The sequence below is a fragment of the Burkholderia sp. SRS-25 genome (genome assembly GCF_004343765.1).
Taxonomy (GTDB): domain Bacteria; phylum Pseudomonadota; class Gammaproteobacteria; order Burkholderiales; family Burkholderiaceae; genus Burkholderia; species Burkholderia contaminans.
In genome coordinates, this window is record NZ_PTXM01000004.1 from 221,390 (window position 1) to 237,870 (window position 16,481).

General features: G+C 70.8%; 15 protein-coding genes and 1 pseudogene. 7 read left to right on the forward strand and 9 right to left on the reverse strand.

What is annotated here, in order from left to right; all coding sequences use genetic code 11:
• Nucleotides 1-13: 13 nt before the first annotated feature.
• From glgX to treY, 4 genes are read left to right on the forward strand one after another with little or no spacing between them, the layout of a single operon-like run.
• A complete protein-coding gene (gene glgX / locus C5O79_RS05660; RefSeq protein WP_122477703.1) occupies nucleotides 14-2,140 on the forward strand; it encodes a glycogen debranching protein GlgX in 2,127 nt (708 codons plus the stop codon).
• Nucleotides 2,137-4,008 carry a malto-oligosyltrehalose trehalohydrolase gene (treZ, locus tag C5O79_RS05665; RefSeq protein WP_046546804.1) on the forward strand — a complete coding sequence of 624 codons (1,872 nt, stop codon included), beginning with the start codon at nucleotides 2,137-2,139 and terminating at the stop codon, nucleotides 4,006-4,008. Before glgX ends, treZ begins: the two co-directional genes overlap by 4 nt.
• Nucleotides 4,005-6,224, forward strand: a complete 2,220-nt coding sequence (gene malQ / locus C5O79_RS05670; protein WP_122477700.1) for a 4-alpha-glucanotransferase — start codon at nucleotides 4,005-4,007, stop codon at nucleotides 6,222-6,224. Before treZ ends, malQ begins: the two co-directional genes overlap by 4 nt.
• Nucleotides 6,221-8,977 carry a malto-oligosyltrehalose synthase gene (gene treY / locus C5O79_RS05675; RefSeq protein WP_122477698.1) on the forward strand — a complete coding sequence of 919 codons (2,757 nt, stop codon included), beginning with the start codon at nucleotides 6,221-6,223 and terminating at the stop codon, nucleotides 8,975-8,977. The genes malQ and treY overlap by 4 nt, the downstream gene beginning before the upstream one ends.
• Before the next feature lie 294 nt (nucleotides 8,978-9,271).
• Here the strand turns inward: treY and C5O79_RS05680 are convergent, their stop codons facing one another.
• The 3 genes from C5O79_RS05680 to C5O79_RS05690 all read right to left on the reverse strand — a co-directional run bounded on the left by C5O79_RS05680 (nucleotide 9,272) and on the right by C5O79_RS05690 (nucleotide 10,656).
• On the reverse strand, nucleotides 9,272-9,499 hold the full coding sequence (locus C5O79_RS05680; protein ID WP_122477696.1) for a hypothetical protein: 228 nt from the start codon (nucleotides 9,497-9,499) through the stop codon (nucleotides 9,272-9,274).
• A gap of 230 nt (nucleotides 9,500-9,729) precedes the next feature.
• Nucleotides 9,730-10,077 carry a DUF1488 domain-containing protein gene (locus C5O79_RS05685; RefSeq protein WP_047853606.1) on the reverse strand — a complete coding sequence of 116 codons (348 nt, stop codon included), beginning with the start codon at nucleotides 10,075-10,077 and terminating at the stop codon, nucleotides 9,730-9,732.
• A 207-nt stretch (nucleotides 10,078-10,284) separates the two neighbouring features.
• Nucleotides 10,285-10,656: a DUF3022 domain-containing protein gene (locus C5O79_RS05690; RefSeq protein WP_122478957.1), complete on the reverse strand. Its 372-nt coding sequence runs from the start codon at nucleotides 10,654-10,656 to the stop codon at nucleotides 10,285-10,287.
• Between the two features lie 169 nt (nucleotides 10,657-10,825).
• On the opposite strand from C5O79_RS05690, the gene C5O79_RS05695 reads away from it, so the two are divergent.
• The gene (locus C5O79_RS05695; RefSeq protein ID WP_122477693.1) at nucleotides 10,826-11,182 is read left to right on the forward strand and encodes a DUF3175 domain-containing protein; all 357 of its coding nucleotides are present in this window, start codon (nucleotides 10,826-10,828) and stop codon (nucleotides 11,180-11,182) included.
• Between the two features lie 37 nt (nucleotides 11,183-11,219).
• Nucleotides 11,220-12,539, forward strand: coding sequence for a cation:proton antiporter (locus C5O79_RS05700; protein WP_122477691.1), 1,320 nt, complete (start codon nucleotides 11,220-11,222; stop codon nucleotides 12,537-12,539).
• A gap of 126 nt (nucleotides 12,540-12,665) precedes the next feature.
• Here C5O79_RS05700 and C5O79_RS05705 read toward each other — a convergent pair whose 3' ends face one another.
• The 6 genes from C5O79_RS05705 to C5O79_RS05730 all read right to left on the reverse strand — a co-directional run bounded on the left by C5O79_RS05705 (nucleotide 12,666) and on the right by C5O79_RS05730 (nucleotide 15,959).
• Nucleotides 12,666-13,052 (reverse strand): DUF3022 domain-containing protein, encoded by a 387-nt coding sequence (locus C5O79_RS05705; protein ID WP_046546797.1) that lies wholly within the window; start codon nucleotides 13,050-13,052, stop codon nucleotides 12,666-12,668.
• The gene (locus C5O79_RS05710) at nucleotides 13,049-13,210 is read right to left on the reverse strand and encodes a DUF1328 domain-containing protein (RefSeq protein WP_011349711.1); all 162 of its coding nucleotides are present in this window, start codon (nucleotides 13,208-13,210) and stop codon (nucleotides 13,049-13,051) included. Before C5O79_RS05710 ends, C5O79_RS05705 begins: the two co-directional genes overlap by 4 nt.
• A 46-nt stretch (nucleotides 13,211-13,256) precedes the next feature.
• The gene (locus tag C5O79_RS05715; RefSeq protein ID WP_346428590.1) at nucleotides 13,257-13,526 is read right to left on the reverse strand and encodes a DUF3008 family protein; all 270 of its coding nucleotides are present in this window, start codon (nucleotides 13,524-13,526) and stop codon (nucleotides 13,257-13,259) included.
• Nucleotides 13,523-14,983: an RNA polymerase factor sigma-54 gene (locus C5O79_RS05720; protein ID WP_046546796.1), complete on the reverse strand. Its 1,461-nt coding sequence runs from the start codon at nucleotides 14,981-14,983 to the stop codon at nucleotides 13,523-13,525. Before C5O79_RS05720 ends, C5O79_RS05715 begins: the two co-directional genes overlap by 4 nt.
• A gap of 207 nt (nucleotides 14,984-15,190) precedes the next feature.
• The gene (locus C5O79_RS05725; RefSeq protein ID WP_047853609.1) at nucleotides 15,191-15,499 is read right to left on the reverse strand and encodes a hypothetical protein; all 309 of its coding nucleotides are present in this window, start codon (nucleotides 15,497-15,499) and stop codon (nucleotides 15,191-15,193) included.
• A gap of 154 nt (nucleotides 15,500-15,653) precedes the next feature.
• A complete protein-coding gene (locus tag C5O79_RS05730) occupies nucleotides 15,654-15,959 on the reverse strand; it encodes a hypothetical protein (RefSeq protein WP_047853610.1) in 306 nt (101 codons plus the stop codon).
• 141 nt (nucleotides 15,960-16,100) lie between these two features.
• Here C5O79_RS05730 and C5O79_RS05735 point away from each other — a divergent pair.
• A pseudogene (locus tag C5O79_RS05735) lies at nucleotides 16,101-16,453 on the forward strand (CBS domain-containing protein); the annotation flags it as partial.
• Nucleotides 16,454-16,481: the final 28 nt, after the last annotated feature.

A 16,481-nucleotide genomic window follows, 5' to 3' on the forward strand; every position in this document is an offset into this window, starting at 1 on the left:
GGAGATCCGCCCCATGCCGACCGCCCTGCCCACCCGTCTCGAATCCGGCCGCAGCTATCCGCTCGGCGCGACCTGGGACGGCCTCGGGACCAACTTCGCGGTGTTTTCCGCGCACGCGCAGCGCATCCAGCTGTGCGTGTTCGATCCGACCGGCCGCAAGGAGCTTGCGCGCCTCGACCTGCCCGAATGCACCGACGAGATCTGGCACGGCTACCTGCCCAACGCGCATCCGGGCACCGTGTACGGGTTTCGCGCGGACGGCCCGTACCAGCCGCAGCACGGCCATCGCTTCAACCCGACCAAGCTGCTGCTCGACCCGTACGCGCGCAAGCTGGTCGGCCAGTTCCGCTGGTCGGACGCGCTGTTCGGCTATCGCCTGCATTCGAACCGCGCGGACCTGTCGATGGACCGACGCGACTCGGCGCCCGCGATGCCGAAGTGCGTGGTGGTCGACGAAGCGTTCGACTGGAGCACCGACCGGCGCCCGCGCGTGTCGTGGCGCAACACGGTGATCTACGAGACCCACGTGCGCGGCGCATCGATGCGGCGTGCCGGGTTGCGCCCGCCCGAGCGCGGCACGTTCGCGGCGTTCGCGCATCCGGCGTTCATCGATCACCTGCTGTCGATCGGCGTGACGACGGTCGAGCTGCTGCCCGTCCACGCGTTCCTGCAGCAGCGCGCGCTCGTGAACCGCGGGCTGCGCAACTACTGGGGCTACGACACGGCCGCGTTCTTCGCGCCGGAGCCCGCGTATCTCGCGACCCGGCGGCTCGACGAGATGCGCATCGCGATCCGCCAGCTGCATGCGGCCGGCGTCGAGGTCGTGCTCGACGTCGTCTACAACCATACGTGCGAGGGCAACGAGCTCGGCCCGACGCTGTCGTGGCGCGGCCTCGACAATGCGAGCTACTACCGGCTGATGCCGGACGACCGCCGCTTTCATGTCGACGAAACCGGCTGCGGCAACACGCTGAACCTGTCGCATCCGCGCGTCGTGCAAATGGTGATGGATTCGCTGCGCTACTGGGCCACCGCATTCAACATCGACGGCTTCCGCTTCGACCTCGGCGTGACGCTCGGCCGCGAGGAACACGGCTTCGATCCCGGCGCGGGTTTTTTCGACGCGTTGCGGCAGGACCCGGTGCTCGCGCAGCGCAAGCTGATCACCGAGCCGTGGGACCTCGGCCCCGGCGGCTATCAGCTCGGCCGCCACCCGCCCGGTTTCGCCGAGTGGAACGACCGCTTTCGCGACACCGTGCGGCGCTTCTGGCGCGGCGACCCGGGCCAGCGGCCGGAGCTCGCCGCGCGCCTTGCGGGCTCGGCCGACCTGTTCAACCACCAGCGTCGCCATACCTGGGCGTCGGTCAATTTCGTCACCGCGCACGACGGCTTCACGCTCGCCGATCTCGCGTCGTATTCGACGAAACACAACGAAGCCAACGGCGAGGACAACCGCGACGGCCGCGACGACAACTGCAGCGCGAACTGGGGTGTCGAAGGGCCGAGCGACGATGCGACGATCCGTGACGTGCGCGCGCGCGTCGCGCGCTCGATGCTCGCGACGCTGTTCACCGCGCTCGGCACGCCGATGCTGGTGGCGGGCGACGAGTTCGGCCGCACGCAGCACGGCAACAACAACGCGTACTGCCAGGACAACGAGCTGTCTTGGCTCGACTGGGATCTGGCGCGCAGCGACGAAGCGGTGACGCTGATGCGCTTCGTGTCGCGGCTTGCCGCGCTGCGGCGCATGTATCCGGTGATGTCCACGCCGGGCTATCCGTCGGGTGATCGCGACGCCGCGCCGGGCATGGCCGAGATCGGCTGGTTCGACGAGCACGGCGACGCGATGACCGTGCCTGCGTGGCAGGACCGCGAGCGCCGCGCGCTGACGATGCGGCGCGTCGGCAAGGGCCGCACCGGGCGCACCGAGGCGCTGCTCGTGATGCTGAACGCGTCGTCCGAGACGGTCGTGTTCGCGCCGCCCGCGCCGGCGCTCGACTATCGCGTGCTGGTCGACACGGCCACGCCGGACGCCGGCCCGCGCACGTGGCCGGCCGACGGCCTCGACGTCGCCGCGCACGCGGCCGCGATCGCGGTGGCCGCCGTGCCGCCCGACCTGTCTCCGGGAGACCCGACATGAGATCACGCCCCGCCCGTCCATCGGGTTCGCACGCGTTCGACACGTCGTTCGGCGCGACCTGCGTCGAAGCCGACCGCACGCGCTTCCGGCTATGGGCGCCCGCGAGCCGCACGGCCGCCGTCGAAATCGAAGGCGAAAACCTGCCCGCCGTCCCGATGACCGCGGTGGGCGACGGCTGGTTCGAGGCCGTCGTGCCGTGCGGCCCCGGTACGCTGTATCGCTACCGGCTCGACGGCGATCTCGCGGTGCCCGACCCCGCGTCGCGCTTCCAGCCTGGCGGCGTGGACGGCCCGAGCCAGGTCGTCGATCCGGCTGCGTACCGCTGGCGCCATGACGCATGGCGCGGCCGCCCGTGGCACGAGACCGTGCTGTACGAGCTGCACATCGGCGCTTGCGGCGGCCATGCGAGCGTCGAGCGACGGCTGCCGGACATCGCCGCGCTCGGCGTGACCGCGATCGAACTGATGCCCGTCAACACGTTTCCCGGCGCGCGCAACTGGGGTTACGACGGCGTGCTGCCGTTCGCGCCCGATCCGTCGTACGGACGGCCCGAGGAACTGAAGGCGCTGATCGACGCCGCGCACGGACTCGGGCTGCAGGTGTTTCTCGACGTCGTCTACAACCACTTCGGCCCGGAAGGCAATCTGCTGCCGCGCTACGCGCCCGCGTTCTTCCGCGCGGACCGGCAAACCGCGTGGGGGCCCGCCATCGACTTTTCGCGCGAGCAGACGAGCGCGTTCTTCATCGAGAACGCGCTGTACTGGCTCGACGAATTCCGTTTCGACGGGCTGCGCATCGATGCCGCGCACGCGATCGACGACGACGCATGGCTGCGCGAACTCGCGCGCCGCGTGCGCGCGACCGCCGGCGACACGCGCCATGTGCACCTCGTGCTCGAGAACGAGCGCAACGCGGCGAGCCTGCTCGGGCCCGGCGGTTTCGACGCGCAATGGAACGACGACTTCCACAACAGCGCGCACGTGCTGCTGACCGGCGAGCGCGACGGCTACTACCGCGCGTACGCCGACGCGCCGCTGCGCCATCTCGCGCGCACGCTCGGCGAAGGCTTCGCGTACCAGGGCGAACCGTCGCCGCTGCACGACGGCGCCCCGCGCGGCGAACCGAGCGCGCACCTGCCGCCGACCGCGTTCGTCGCATTCCTGCAGAACCACGACCAGGTCGGCAACCGCGCGTTCGGCGAGCGGCTGCGCACGCTCGCCAACGAAGACGCGGTGCGCGCGGCGACCGCGCTGCTGCTGCTCGCGCCGTCGATCCCGCTGCTGTTCATGGGCGAGGAAGACGGCAGCACGCAGCCGTTCCAGTTCTTCACCGACTATCGCGGCGGGCTCGCCGACGCGGTGCGCGAAGGCCGGCGCCGCGAGTTCGCGGCCTTTCCGGCGTTCACCGACGCCGCGCATCGCGACGCGATTCCCGATCCGAACGACATCGCGACGTTCGTGCGTTCGACGCTGCACGGCAGCAGCGACGAAACCACGCCCGACACCGACGCATGGCGACGCTTCTACCGCAGCGCGCTGACCGTGCGTGCGGCGCTCGTGACGCCGAACCTGCCCGGCGCGCGCGCACTCGGCGTCGACCTGCTCACGGGCGACGGCGACCCGCAGGCGCTCGCCGCGCGCTGGCGCCTCGGCGACGGCAGCACGCTGACGATCGCGTTGAACCTCGGCTCGCACGACGCGGTGCTGCCCGCGCTGCCGGTCGGCAAGATCGTGTTCGAGACGCCGCCACGTGCACGCGACCGGTTGCGCGACCTGCGGCTGCCGCCTCGCGCGTGCATCGCGTGGCGCGACGGCGAGGTCAACCACGATGCGCGGCAGCACAGCATGAATGGGCAGGGACGATCATGACTTCCGACGTGTCGATCGCCGAACTCGCGCGCGCCGCCGGCCTGGAACCCGACTGGACCGATGCGGGCGGCGTCGCGCGGCGGGTGGACGATGAAGCCCTTGTCGCGCTCGTCGACGCGCTCGGCTGGCCGTGCGGTACGGCGACCCAGCGGGTGGAAAGCGCCGCCGCGCTGGCCGACGCGAACGCGGCGCCCCCGCGCATCGTCACCGGCGACGCCGGCCTGCCGCTGACCCTGCCGGCCGCGATCGCCCCGCCCGGCGCGCGCTTCCGGATCACGTTCGAAGCAGGCGGCCATGTGGACGGGCGTGTGGGCGGCGAAGGCGAACACGGCACGCTGCCGCCGCTCGCGATCCCCGGCTATCACGCGCTCGACGTCGGCGACCAGCGCATCGGACTCACGATCGCGCCGCCGCGCCCGCAACCGGTCGATCCGCGCGCGGCGGATGCGGGCGGCCGCTGGGGCATCGCGGCGCAGCTCTACGGCCTGCGCCGCACCGGCGACGACGGCGCGGGCGACTACACCGCGCTCGCGCGGCTGGCCGCCCATGCGGCACGGCACGGCGCGCAGGCGGTGGCGATCAGCCCGACGCACGCCGGCTTTCCGGCGCTGCCCGCGCACGACAGCCCGTATTCGCCGTCGTCGCGGCGCTGGCACAACGTCGCGTATCTCGACTGCGACGCGGTGCCGGGCGCCGCTGCCGTGCATCACGCAACGGGTGCCGCGGCCGACGCACCGCTGATCGACTGGCCGCACGTGCTGCCGCTGAAACTGCGGCGCCTGCGTGCGTGCTTCGACGCATGGCGCGCCAGCGACGACCCGTCACGTGACGCATTCCAGCGGTTTCGCGCCACGGGCGGGGCGGCGCTCGATGCGCATGCGCGCTTCGACGCATTGCAGTCGTTCTGCCTCGAGCACGGGGCGGGCGCCGACTGGCGGAAATGGCCGGCGCCGTGGCATGAGCCGGGATCGGCTGAAGTCGATGCGTTCGCGCACGCCCATGCCGACACGGTTGCGTTCCACACGTACCTGCAATGGTGCGCGTCGCGCGCGCTCGGCGACGCGCAGCACGCGGCACGCGGTGCGGGCATGGCCACCGGGCTGATCGCCGATCTCGCGGTCGGCTCGGATCACGCGGGCAGCGACGCGTGGGCTCACGGCGCGACGCTGCTGCGCGGGGTGTCGCTCGGGGCGCCGCCCGACCTGTTCAATGCGGCCGGCCAGGCGTGGGGGGTGACGACCTGGACGCCCGCCGCGCTGCGTGCGGGAGGCTTCGTGCCGTTCGTCGAGCTGTTGCGCTCGGCGTTCGCGCATGCGGGCGGCATCCGCATCGATCACGTGCTGGGCTTCGCGCGGATGTGGATCGTGCCGGACGGCGGCTCGCCGCGCGACGGCGCCTACCTGCGCTATCCGGTCGACGATCTCGTGCGGCTCGTCGCGCTCGAGGCGGCCCGTCATCGCGCGCTCGCGATCGGCGAGGATCTCGGCACGGTGCCGGCCGGCTTCCGCGAACGGCTCGGCGCGCAGGGCATCGCCGGGATGCGCGTGCTGTGGTTCGAGCGGGATGCCGACGGCACCTTCCGGCCGCCGTCGGCATGGGGTCGCGACGCGATCGCGATGACGTCGACGCACGATCTGCCGACCGTGGCCGGCTGGTGGCGCGGGATCGATCTGGCCTGGCGGCGGATCGCGGCCGAGGCGGGGCAGCAGTCCGACGACACGGATGCGCGCGACGTGGCGCCGCCTGCGCGGGCGGACGGGATGACCGGGCACGAGCAGGACGACACCGTGCCCCGCGCGGCCACTTCGGCTGACACCACGCCGCCCCCGGAAGCCGGCCCCGCCGCTCCGCCGCCCGCCGTCGACCCCGACGTCGTCGCCGCGCATGCCGCGCGCGCCACCGAACGCGCAGCGCTGTGGCGAGCGTTGCAGGAAGCAGGCTGCGCGCCGGCCGGAGACGCCGCCCCGCCCGCTGCTTCGCCGCCCGTCGCCGAGATACTCGCGTACGTCGCGCGCAGCCCGTCGCCGCTCGCGATCCTGCCGCTCGAGGATCTCCTTGCGCTCGACATGCAGCCGAACCTGCCGGGGCCGCCCTGCGGGCACCCGAACTGGCGGCAGCGCCTGCCACGGGCGATCGACGCGCTGTTCGACGCCGGCGTACGCGACCGCATCGCGGCCGTGGTGCGCGCACGCGGTTCGCGGGAGCCCGGCCCATGACGCCACGCGCGACGCTGCGATTGCAGCTGCATGCGGGCTTCACGTTCGACGACGCGGCCGCGCACGCCGGCTATTTCGCGCGGCTCGGCGTGAGCCATCTGTACCTGTCGCCGGTCGCGACGGCCGAACCCGGTTCGCGGCACGGCTACGACACCGTCGATTACGGCATGCTGAGCGAGGAACTCGGCGGCGAAGCCGGCTTCGTCCGGCTCGTCGATGCGCTGCGCGCACACGGGCTGGGCGTGATCGTCGACATCGTGCCGAACCACATGGGCGTCGGCGGTTCGTCGAACGGCTGGTGGAACGACGTGCTCGAATGGGGCCCCGCGAGCCCGTACGCGCACCACTTCGACATCGACTGGCACTCTCCCGACGCGGCGCTCGACGGCAAGGTGCTGCTGCCCTGCCTCGGCACGCCGTACGGTGAAGCGCTCGTGGCCGGCGACATCACGCTCGAGGCCGATCCGGCCACCGGACGCTTCTTCGTGTCGTGCCCCGGGCGACGGCTGCCGGTGGCCGCCGCCACCTACGCGGAGCTCCTGCGCATCGCGAACCGTGCGGACCTGAACGCGCTCGCCGAACGCTTCGACGCCGCGCCGCCGCGCGACAGCACGCGCCTGGCCGCCGCGCATGCGGCGCTGCGCGATCACGCGGCCACGCACGGCCCGCATGCGCTCGACGCGGTGCTGCGGGGCGCCGATCCGCGCCGCGCGCGCTCCCGCGCCTGCCTGCACCGGCTGCTCGAACGCCAGCATTACCGGCTCGCATGGTGGCGCACGGCTGCCGACGAGCTGAACTGGCGGCGCTTCTTCGACATCGCGACGCTCGCGGCCGTCCGCGTCGACGACGATGCGGTGTTCGATGCCGTCCATGCGCTGCCGCTGCGGCTTCATGCGGCCGGTTATATCGACGGCCTGCGCGTCGATCACGTGGACGGCCTCGCCGATCCGCGCGCGTATTGCCGGCGGCTGCATGAGCGGCTTGCCGCGCAACGCGACGCGCGGCCGTTCATCGTCGTCGAGAAGATCCTCGCCCCCGGCGAAACGCTGCGCGCCGACTGGGCCGTCGACGGCACGACCGGCTACGACTTCATGAACGACGTCGGCGCGCTGCTGCACGATCCGGCCGGCGCCGCGCCGCTCGCCGCGCACTGGGCGCACGTGTCGGGTTCGTCGCGCACGTTCGCGCAGGAAGCGCTCGACGGCAAGCGGCGCGTGCTGATGCACCAGCTCGCCGTCGAGCATGCGCGCGCCGCGCGGGCGTTGCACGGCGTCGCGCGTGCGGCGCCCGCGACGCGCGACGTCAGCCTGATCGCGATTCGACGCGTGCTGGGTGAACTCGCGGTGCAGCTGCCCGTATACCGGATGTATCCGGTGCAGGACGAGGAACCCGCCGACGCCGACCGCCGCGTGCTCGCGCAGGCGTACGAACGGGCGTATGCGGCCGTCGATCCTGCCGACCGGTTCGCACTCGATCACGTCGCAACCTGGCTCGGGTGGCCGGTCGCACGCGTGCCGCGCGCGGACGCCGCCGCGCTGCACGCGGCGTGCGTCGCGTTCGCGCAGCTCACCGCGCCGCTGGCCGCGAAGGGCGTCGAGGATACGGCCCACTACCGTTACGGCCGGCTCTTGTCGCGCAACGAGGTCGGTGCCGACGCGGGCGACTTCAGCCTGTCGCGCGGCGCGTTCCATGCGCGCAACCGGCGCCGCGCCCGCGCCGTGCCGCACGGGCTGCTCGCCACCGCCACGCACGACCACAAGCGCGGCGAGGATGCCCGTGCGCGGCTGGCCGTGCTCAGCGAGATCCCCGACGCGTGGCGCGCGGTGTCGCTCGACTGGTCCGCGCTCAACCGGCCGCATCGCGGCGGTGCGCATCGCGACCTCGCATGGGCGCCGGGGCCGGCCGCCGAGACGATGCTGTACCAGACGCTCGCGGGATGCTGGCCGCCTGGACTCGCGCCCGACGACGCGGCGGGGCTCGCGGCGCTCACCGAACGCGTCGTGCAATGGCAGACGAAAGCGCTGCGGGAGGCGAAGCGTCACACCGACTGGCTCGCGCCCGACATGCGCTACGAGCGCGATTGCGAAGCGTTCGTCCGCGCGATCCTGAGGCCCCGAGGCGCCGGCGACTTCGCGCACCGGCTCCATGCGTTCGTCGCGCGGATCGCGCCGGCGGGCGTCGTCAACAGCCTGACGCAGGCCGTGCTGCGGATGGCATCGCCCGGCGTGCCCGACCTGTATCAAGGATCTGAATCATGGGATCACTCGCTCGTCGATCCGGACAACCGCCGTGACGTGCCGTTCGCGGCGCTTGCGGCGGAACGGGTCGACGGGCCGGTCGCGTCGTATCTGGCGGCGTGGCCCGATGCGCGCGTGAAGCGGGCACTGGTCGAGCGCATGCTGGCGCTGCGCGCGCGATGGCCGGTGACGTTCGCGGACGGCGCGTACGTGCCGCTGCACGTACGCGGCCCGCTCGGGCGTCATGCAGTGGCGTTCGCGCGGTGCAGCGACGAGGCCACCGTGGTGGTGGTCGCGACACGGCTTGCGGGCCGGTTGCTCGGCGACGCGCCGGAATTGCCGCGCGTGGAACCCGCGCAATGGGGCGATACGGCGGTCGTGCTGCCGCGCGATATCGACGGGTCATGGATGGACGGGCTGGATGCGCGGGATGCGGTCGACGTGGCGGGAGGGTTGATCAAGCTCGGTGACTGGCTGACCGCGCTACCGGTTGCCGTGCTGGTGGCCGTGCATTGAACAAGCGAATCGTGATCGTCCAGCGCACACTCGTTTCCGACCGATGAAGCGCCGGGCGGCCGTCGCCCCATCATCACTCCGGTCGTTCCCCAAACCACGAGTAAAAAATCGAATTTGGGCAAAATGGCCTGCGTATAACCGTTTTTGTGCATTCAAAATCGATTTACGCCCGAAACGAGCTTCCCTAATCGGTTTTGTGCACTGGCTGGGCCAACCAACAGGAGCACGCCTCACGACAATCCGCCCGCCGGCAACCCGCAGCTAGCCGCTACACGGGCAACCCGCATCCGCCCGTCACGCGTCGGTGAGGTCGGGCTCGCTCGCGTCGTTGCGCTGCACGCATTGCACGACCGACAGTCCGTCGGCAGTCAACGCAGGCCGACGCTCGCCGGACGCGTCGTCGTGCTGCATCACGATCAGGTGCTGTTCGACCAGCGCGAAGACATCTTCTCGGTCGATCTGGATCTGCTCCGGTGCGCGATGCACCAGGAGCAGCGTGGCAAATTCATGTGCGGTCAGCATGCTCGTTCCCCGTTGGCGGCTGCGCGAGATGCGCGCCGGCGACGAGCTATGCATGCACGGACCATGCCGGTTTGCGTGGCGCCTCCGTCATCCATGCCGCGTGCGCGCGGCGCGATGTGGCACCACACGGCCGGCCTGGGCGCGGTGCAAAGTTTTCAATGGCGTGTAATGCGGGAGGAAAACCGGCGGAAGGCAAACCGGCGCACGCCACGCCGGGAACACCAGCCGGGTCAGGATCGCCGGGACCGGAACAGGCCAGCTCGCGCACGGCCGGCCGGCGCACGGAAATAGCCGCTGTGCAGCACCACGCCGCCGTTACCGTTGCCGCCCCCGGTGCTGTCGCCCAGCACGTCGGCGCATGCGGCTTCGATGCGCGCGCGGCCCTGTTCGAACGCGTCGCGCAAGTCGGCCTCCAGCGCGGAACGTGCGCCGAAATGATCTTCCAGCGCTTCGACCGTGATTGCGCCGGTTTGCAGTTCGCCATCGACATCGACGACGAAACGCAACTGCAGCGCCGCCCCGTCGAACACCGGCGGCTCGTCGACCAGCGTCACGCGGCGTGCGGAATGAGTGGCCATGGTCTCAGGCGCCCCGCGCCGAAAGGCGATCGGCCGGTGCGTCCCCGACCGTGAGAATGGCTGCCCTGCAATGACCCGACCTGCTGCTCATGAGACCCTCCATCAGCGTGGTGGCACGCGTCGCGCCATGCGTGTCGCGTCGCAAGCGGCGTGCCTGCAAGCCTGTGCGCTCGCGCAAATCGCGTATCGAAAGGCCGATCGTCGCGGCTACTGCAGACGGCTCGCGGCATCGAGCATTGCATCGGTCAGCTCGATCGTCAGCGTCACGTGTTCGTCCGGCAGGCGGTCGACCAGATCCTCCACCGTGGCGTGCAGGATCGCGTGCACGCGCATCCGCGTGCTTTCGTCGAGATCTGCATAGCGCTCCATCGTGTCGCAGTCGAGCACGAGCTCGACCGAATGCCGCGCGGTCTCGGGCGGCGGATCGGCCGCCTCCGCCCACGCCGCCTGAAACGTGATCCTGCCCGTTGCGACGTCGACTTGGACCGTCGTATCGAGATCGTCCGCGTCGATCGTGTCGCCATCGGCATCGTGGTCGATCTCGTCGTTTTCCAGCCAGATCCGGGAATGCGATTGCATGATGTCCTCCTGCGGGATGGCGGGATCGCATGTCCTGCCGGTCTTTTCCAGCAACACCCGTGCCGCGGCCCGCACGGGTTCGTCGTACGGATGACGCACGCCGCGCGGCACGGGGCTTGCGCCGCCAACACTCGTCACTACACCCCTGTCCCCCAATGGAGCCCACGTAATGCCTTCCGCTACCGCTACCCACGCGCATGGCAAACGTCTGACGCGACGCCCGGGCCGCGCCCGCGGCACCGACCCGCACCACCGCAAGCGCTGGTCCGCCGACGTCACGCAAAAAAGCGATGCGCTCGACATCGAACCCGACATCTTCAAGTCCGATGACCCGGCCGCGATCGCCGCGTCGCTCAAGCATTCGGCCGAACACAGCCGCCGCCGCAAGACGTCGCCGTTCCAGTCGGCGATGTCGATGCTGAACTTCTACGTGAACCGCGCGGGCCGCAACCTGCCGAAAACGCGCCGCGCAACGCTCGAACGCGCGAAGCGGAAGCTGCGCGAGGCGTTCGGCCGCAAGCCGTGACGGCACGCGGCCACGTCATCGTCCTGTTACGGCTCACATGCACGAAACCCTCTGGTACCTGATCGTCGGCACGGTGCTGCTGGGCATGGGCGTCGCGACGTCCGCGCTGCGCCACCTGCCCGTCAGCACCGCGATGATCTATCTCGCGGTGGGCATCGCGCTCGGCCCGGCCGGTGCGGGCCTGCTGAACCTCGATCTCGAACGCGACGCACGGCTGCTGCGTGAAATCGTCGAGATCGCGCTGCTCGTCTCGCTGTTCGCGATCGGGCTGCGGCTGCGCGTGCCGCTTACCGACCGGCTGTGGCTCGTGCCGTGCCGCCTCGGGCTGCTCGCGATGATCGTCACGGTGCCGCTGCTCGCCGCCTGCGCCGTGCTGGCACTCGGGCTCGGCTGGGGCCCCGCGTTGCTGCTCGCGGCGATCCTCGCGCCGACCGACCCCGTGCTCGCGCACGACGTACAGGTGCACGATCCGGGCGACCGCGATCTCGTGCGCTTCGCGTTGTCCGGCGAAGGCGGCATGAACGACGGCATCGCGCTGCCGTTCGCGCTGGCGGGGCTCGCGCTGTGCGGCGTGCGCGACGCGACGGACGGGCTGCCGCCCCTGTCCGGCACGTTCGCGCTCGTCACGCTGTGGGGCATCGCCGGCGCGGCCGCGATCGGCGGCGGGCTCGGCTGGATGACGACGATGACGATCGGGTGGCTGCGCACGCGTCACGCCCAGGCGCTCGGCCTCGAAGGCTTCTTCGCGCTCGCGCTGATCGTGCTGTCGTTCGGCGCCGCACAGCTCGCGCATACGTTCGGCTTCATCGCGACGTTCGCGGCCGGGGTCGCGATGCGCCGGGTCGAGCATCGCGCGAGCGGCGACCGCAAGCCGCGCGAAGCGATCGGGCAGATCGACTCGGAAGACGTCGTCGCGACCGAGAAGCATCCGGAGAAAGCACATGCCTTCATGGCCGAATCGGTGCTTGGCTTCACGATCGAACTCGAACGGATCGCGGAAGCCATCGTGATGACGATGATCGGCAGCCTGCTCGCGACCCTGCCCGGCCCGCTGCTCACGTGGGGCGCGACCGCGCTGGCCGTCGTGCTGTTCGTCGCCGTGCGCCCGCTCGCGGTGCTGGCCACGCTCACCGGGTCGCGCGCGACGCATGCGCAGCGGCGGCTGATGGCATGGTTCGGCATCCGGGGAATCGGCTCGTTCTACTACCTGCTGTTCGCGCTCGAACACGGGCCCGCCGACACGGTGCGCCCGCTGGCGGCTCCCGTGCTGGCCGTCGTGTCGGCATCGGTGATCGCGCACGGGATCACGGCGACGCCGCTGATGAACTGGTATCACCGGCTGCAGCAGCGGCGCTGAGGCGTGCATGACTGCCATTCGGGTGGGAGCGCCGGGGTGTGAGGGAAGCATCGACCTGCGCTCGCCGCGTTCGGGATGCAGCGGCCGCGCCGATCGTCGCGTCGCCCCCCGCGAGCGGCAGCGGCGTCAGGGCGCGCGCAGCGCCGCGTCGAGTTCGGCGCGCGTCACGTCGAGCGCGACGTTGCATTCGATCGCCGCCTCCTCGACGCGCGGCTTGCGCTCGTCCACCGCGCGCCGCGCGTGGTCGCACAGAACCGTGCGCACGCGCAGCCGGTCGGCCGCGCCGAGCGACGCATAGCGCGTGATCACGTCCGGCTCGAACCGCAGGTCGACCGTGCAACGCCATTCGCGCGCATCCTCGTCGGACGGCACACGCACCCATGAGACCTGGATCGTCAGCCGCCCGGACGCGTCGTCCACGTGCACGACGACGGTCGATTCCGACGGAAAACCGTTCGCGAGCGCGTGCTCGAGCTCCGCGATGCGCTGCGACCGGACGGGTGCACCGCTCATCGTCGCACGACGCCCAGCAGCAGCGTGACGAGGAAGATCACGACGAAGATGTAGAACAGGATCTTCGCGATCTCGGCCGCGCCGGCCGCGATCCCGCCGAAGCCGAACACGGCCGCGACGATCGCGATGATGAAGAAGATGACGGCGTATCGCAGCATGGATACCTCCTGGATGGCAGCAGTGGTCAATACACGTCGTCGCCGGTCACGCATCGTGCTTGTGCTCCGGTTTGCCGCGCTTCGGCATCGATGCCGTTTTTACGCGCTTGCTTGCACTCATCGACCCGGCCGTCGCCTTCGCCGGCGGCATGAGGTCCTGCATGTTCGTCTTGCCTCGTCCGGCCGGCAGCGCGGCGCCCGCCGTGCGCCGTCGAGCCGGTGCCTTTGCCGGCATGGTTGCGCGCCTGTCGTGCGCGCACGCATCGACGCGACGGTCGGCACGCGCACGCGATGCGCTCTTCCGGGCGGCCATCATGCGGCGTCGCGGCGCCGCAGGTCGGCCGGCGGAATCTTCATCGCCTGGCGATACTTCGTCACCGTGCGACGCGCAAGCAGGATGCCGCGGCCCGCGAGGTTCTGCGCGAGCGTGACGTCGGACAGCGGATCGGTGTGCCGCTCGGCCGCGATCATGTCGCGGATCAGCACCTTCGCGGCCGCCGCCGAGCACACGCCCTTGCCGGCCGCCTCGAGCTTGCGCGGGAAGAAGTGCTTGAACTCGAACGTGCCGTGCGGCGTGGCCATGTACTTGTTGCCCGTTGCGCGCGACACGGTCGATTCGTGCAGGTCGAGTTCCTCGGCGATGTCGCGCAGCACGAGCGGCTTCATCGCGATCTCGCCGTAGCGGAAGAAATCGCGCTGCCGCGCGACGATGCATTCGCCGACGCGCTGGATCGTCTCGAAGCGCTTCTGCACGTTGCGGATCAGCCAGCGCGCTTCCTGCAGTTGCTGGCCGAGCGGCGAATCGCGTTCGCCGCTCGACTGCGCGAACAGCGTCGCATAGCGTTCATGCAGCCGCGCGCGCGGCAGCACGGCCGGGTTGATCGTCACGATCCACTCGTCGCGCACCTGGCGCACGATCACGTCGGGCACCACGTAGTCGCCGCGCGTACTGCCGTAATGATTGCCGGGGCGCGGGTCGAGCCCGCGCACCAGCGCACAGGCCGCCTGCAGCGTCGGTGCATTGCAGCCGATCCGCCGCTGGATCTCGGCCGTCTCGCGGCGTGCAAGACGCTCGAGATGCTCGCGCGCGATGGCCTTCGCTTCCGCGAGCGCCGGCGTGCCGGCCGGAATCGCGTCGAGTTGCAGCACGAGACACTCGGACAGCGAGCGCGCGGCCAGGCCCGGGCGGTCGAGCATCTGAACGAGCCGCAGCGCGATCGCGAGATCCTGCTCCGACAGCAGCAGTGCGGGATCGGCCGCCACCAGCAGTTCGGCCAGTTCCTGGCGCAGGTAGCCGTCGTCGTCGAGCGCGTCGATCACGATGCGCGCGGCTTCGCGGTCACGCCGGTTCAACGGATAGAGCCGCAATGCATCGTGCAACTGCTGATTCAGCGACGGCTCCGCGGCCAGCCATTCGCCGGGCGACTGGCCACCCGCATCGTCGCCCTGGCGGCTCGTGCCGCGCGGCGCGGGCGCGGCCGTCAACGACACTTCGGACAACTCGGGCACTTCGGGGACTTCGCCGTCCTGCGGGCGAGCATCGTCGGGCTCGGATGCCGCTTCGGGCGCGGTGGTTTCGGCCGGCTGCACGGGTGCGTCGGCTGCAGCCTCCTCGTCTCCCTGGCCATCCTCGAGGAACGGATTCTGATCGAGCGCCTGCCGCAACTCCTGTTGAAATTCGAGCGAGGACAACTGCAGCAACCGCAGCGACTGCTGAAGCCTCGGCGTAAGTGCCAGATGCTGTCGCATCTGCAGCGCAAGCGAGACGGACATCGATGGTCCTCCTGACGTTTCGGGGGTTCGCTTCGTATTCGGTCAGGATTCATGCAGTTTCCATGCCAAGCAGGCCGATCGCTGCGCGCCGCGCGTCACGCGGGTTCGTACCCCGCGTTGCAGACTGGCGGAGCCGCTTTTTTACAAGCTGTCGGCAAGTTTTGGGCACGCGTTTCGCGCACCGCCACGCGCAGGCCGTGGAATGAATCAGTACTGCACCGGCGGCGGCGTGCCCGGCAGCGGCGGGTCGCCCGGCGTGCCGTTCGGGCCGGGCGGCGGCACGTCGGCCGGGTCGCCGCCAACCGCGCCGGGCGGCATCGTGTTGCCCGGCGACGGGCGCGTCTCGTAACGCGTATTGGCATCGGGCATCGTCACGCCAGGCGACGGCGGGTTGGCGCCTGGCGGCGCGGGCGGCGCGCCTCGCGCGCCGTAGGGAGCAGGTTGCGTGCACGCGGCCAGCGCGCACGCGGCGGCGACCAGGCATGCACCCGTGCGTATCGTGCGGGTCGGTTTCATCGAACACCTCCTGACATCCGCGGCAGCCGCGGAATCGGTTGGGCAGGTGTCAGTCAATCCGCAATCCCCGTGCCGTCCGTTCACGCGCCAAGCGCGCTTTCCGCGGTGCGCCGGCGTTCGGACGTTGTTCGCTGCGGTGCCTGCCTGCCCGCCGTTATGCGTCGTAAGCGGCCATCACGAGCCACAGCTCGCGGCCGTCGTCACGCACGCGCGCCGCGAGCGCATATGTGTCGGCGGGCTCGCATGCGCGCTGCAGCGCAAATCGCGCCGGCTCGGTCGAGCCGAACGTCTCATCTCCGAGCGGCCGTACGTCGGCCTTGCCTTCGAACATCCTGCGCTCGGGCCGGTAGATCAGCGGTTCGCGCTTCCATTCCTTGAAGCGGTTCTTCACCGAATCGAACCCGCCGCCACAAACGTTCAGTTCATAGCGCACGCCCTCTCGCCGTTTTGGAATCGTCATCGTGCCTCCGTGTGATGTGCGCGCGGCCGGCACGGGTCGCGCCGCGCGTGGTCGTCGTCATCTTCGTGGTCTTGCGCGTCGGTGCGGCAAGTCGCGTGCCGCGTGCGAACCCGGGCATGGCCGTTGCGGAAAGGTTCGCGCGCAGCCGTGGAGCGCTACGACATCGGCGCGCTCCCCGTGTGCGACTACAACCGGCTGGTCGGGATGGTGACGGACCGCGACCCGCGGTGCGCGCGATCTCGGTCGCAAGCCGCCGGAGACGCGGATTCATGAAGTCGCGTCGGGCCGATCGAATGAGGTTTGAGGACGATTCGCCGGACGAAATCCAGCATGACATGGCCGATGCGCAGTGGCGGCGCCTGCCGGTCGTCAACCACGACAAGCGGCGGGTGAGCATGCTGTCGCTCGCGGACATCGCGACGCGCTCGGCCGGCGCGGCGCGCGACGACGTCGCGAACACGCTCGAAAGCGTGTCGCAGACGAAGCACACGTGATGGCGAGTCGATTGCCGTGCGCGATGCC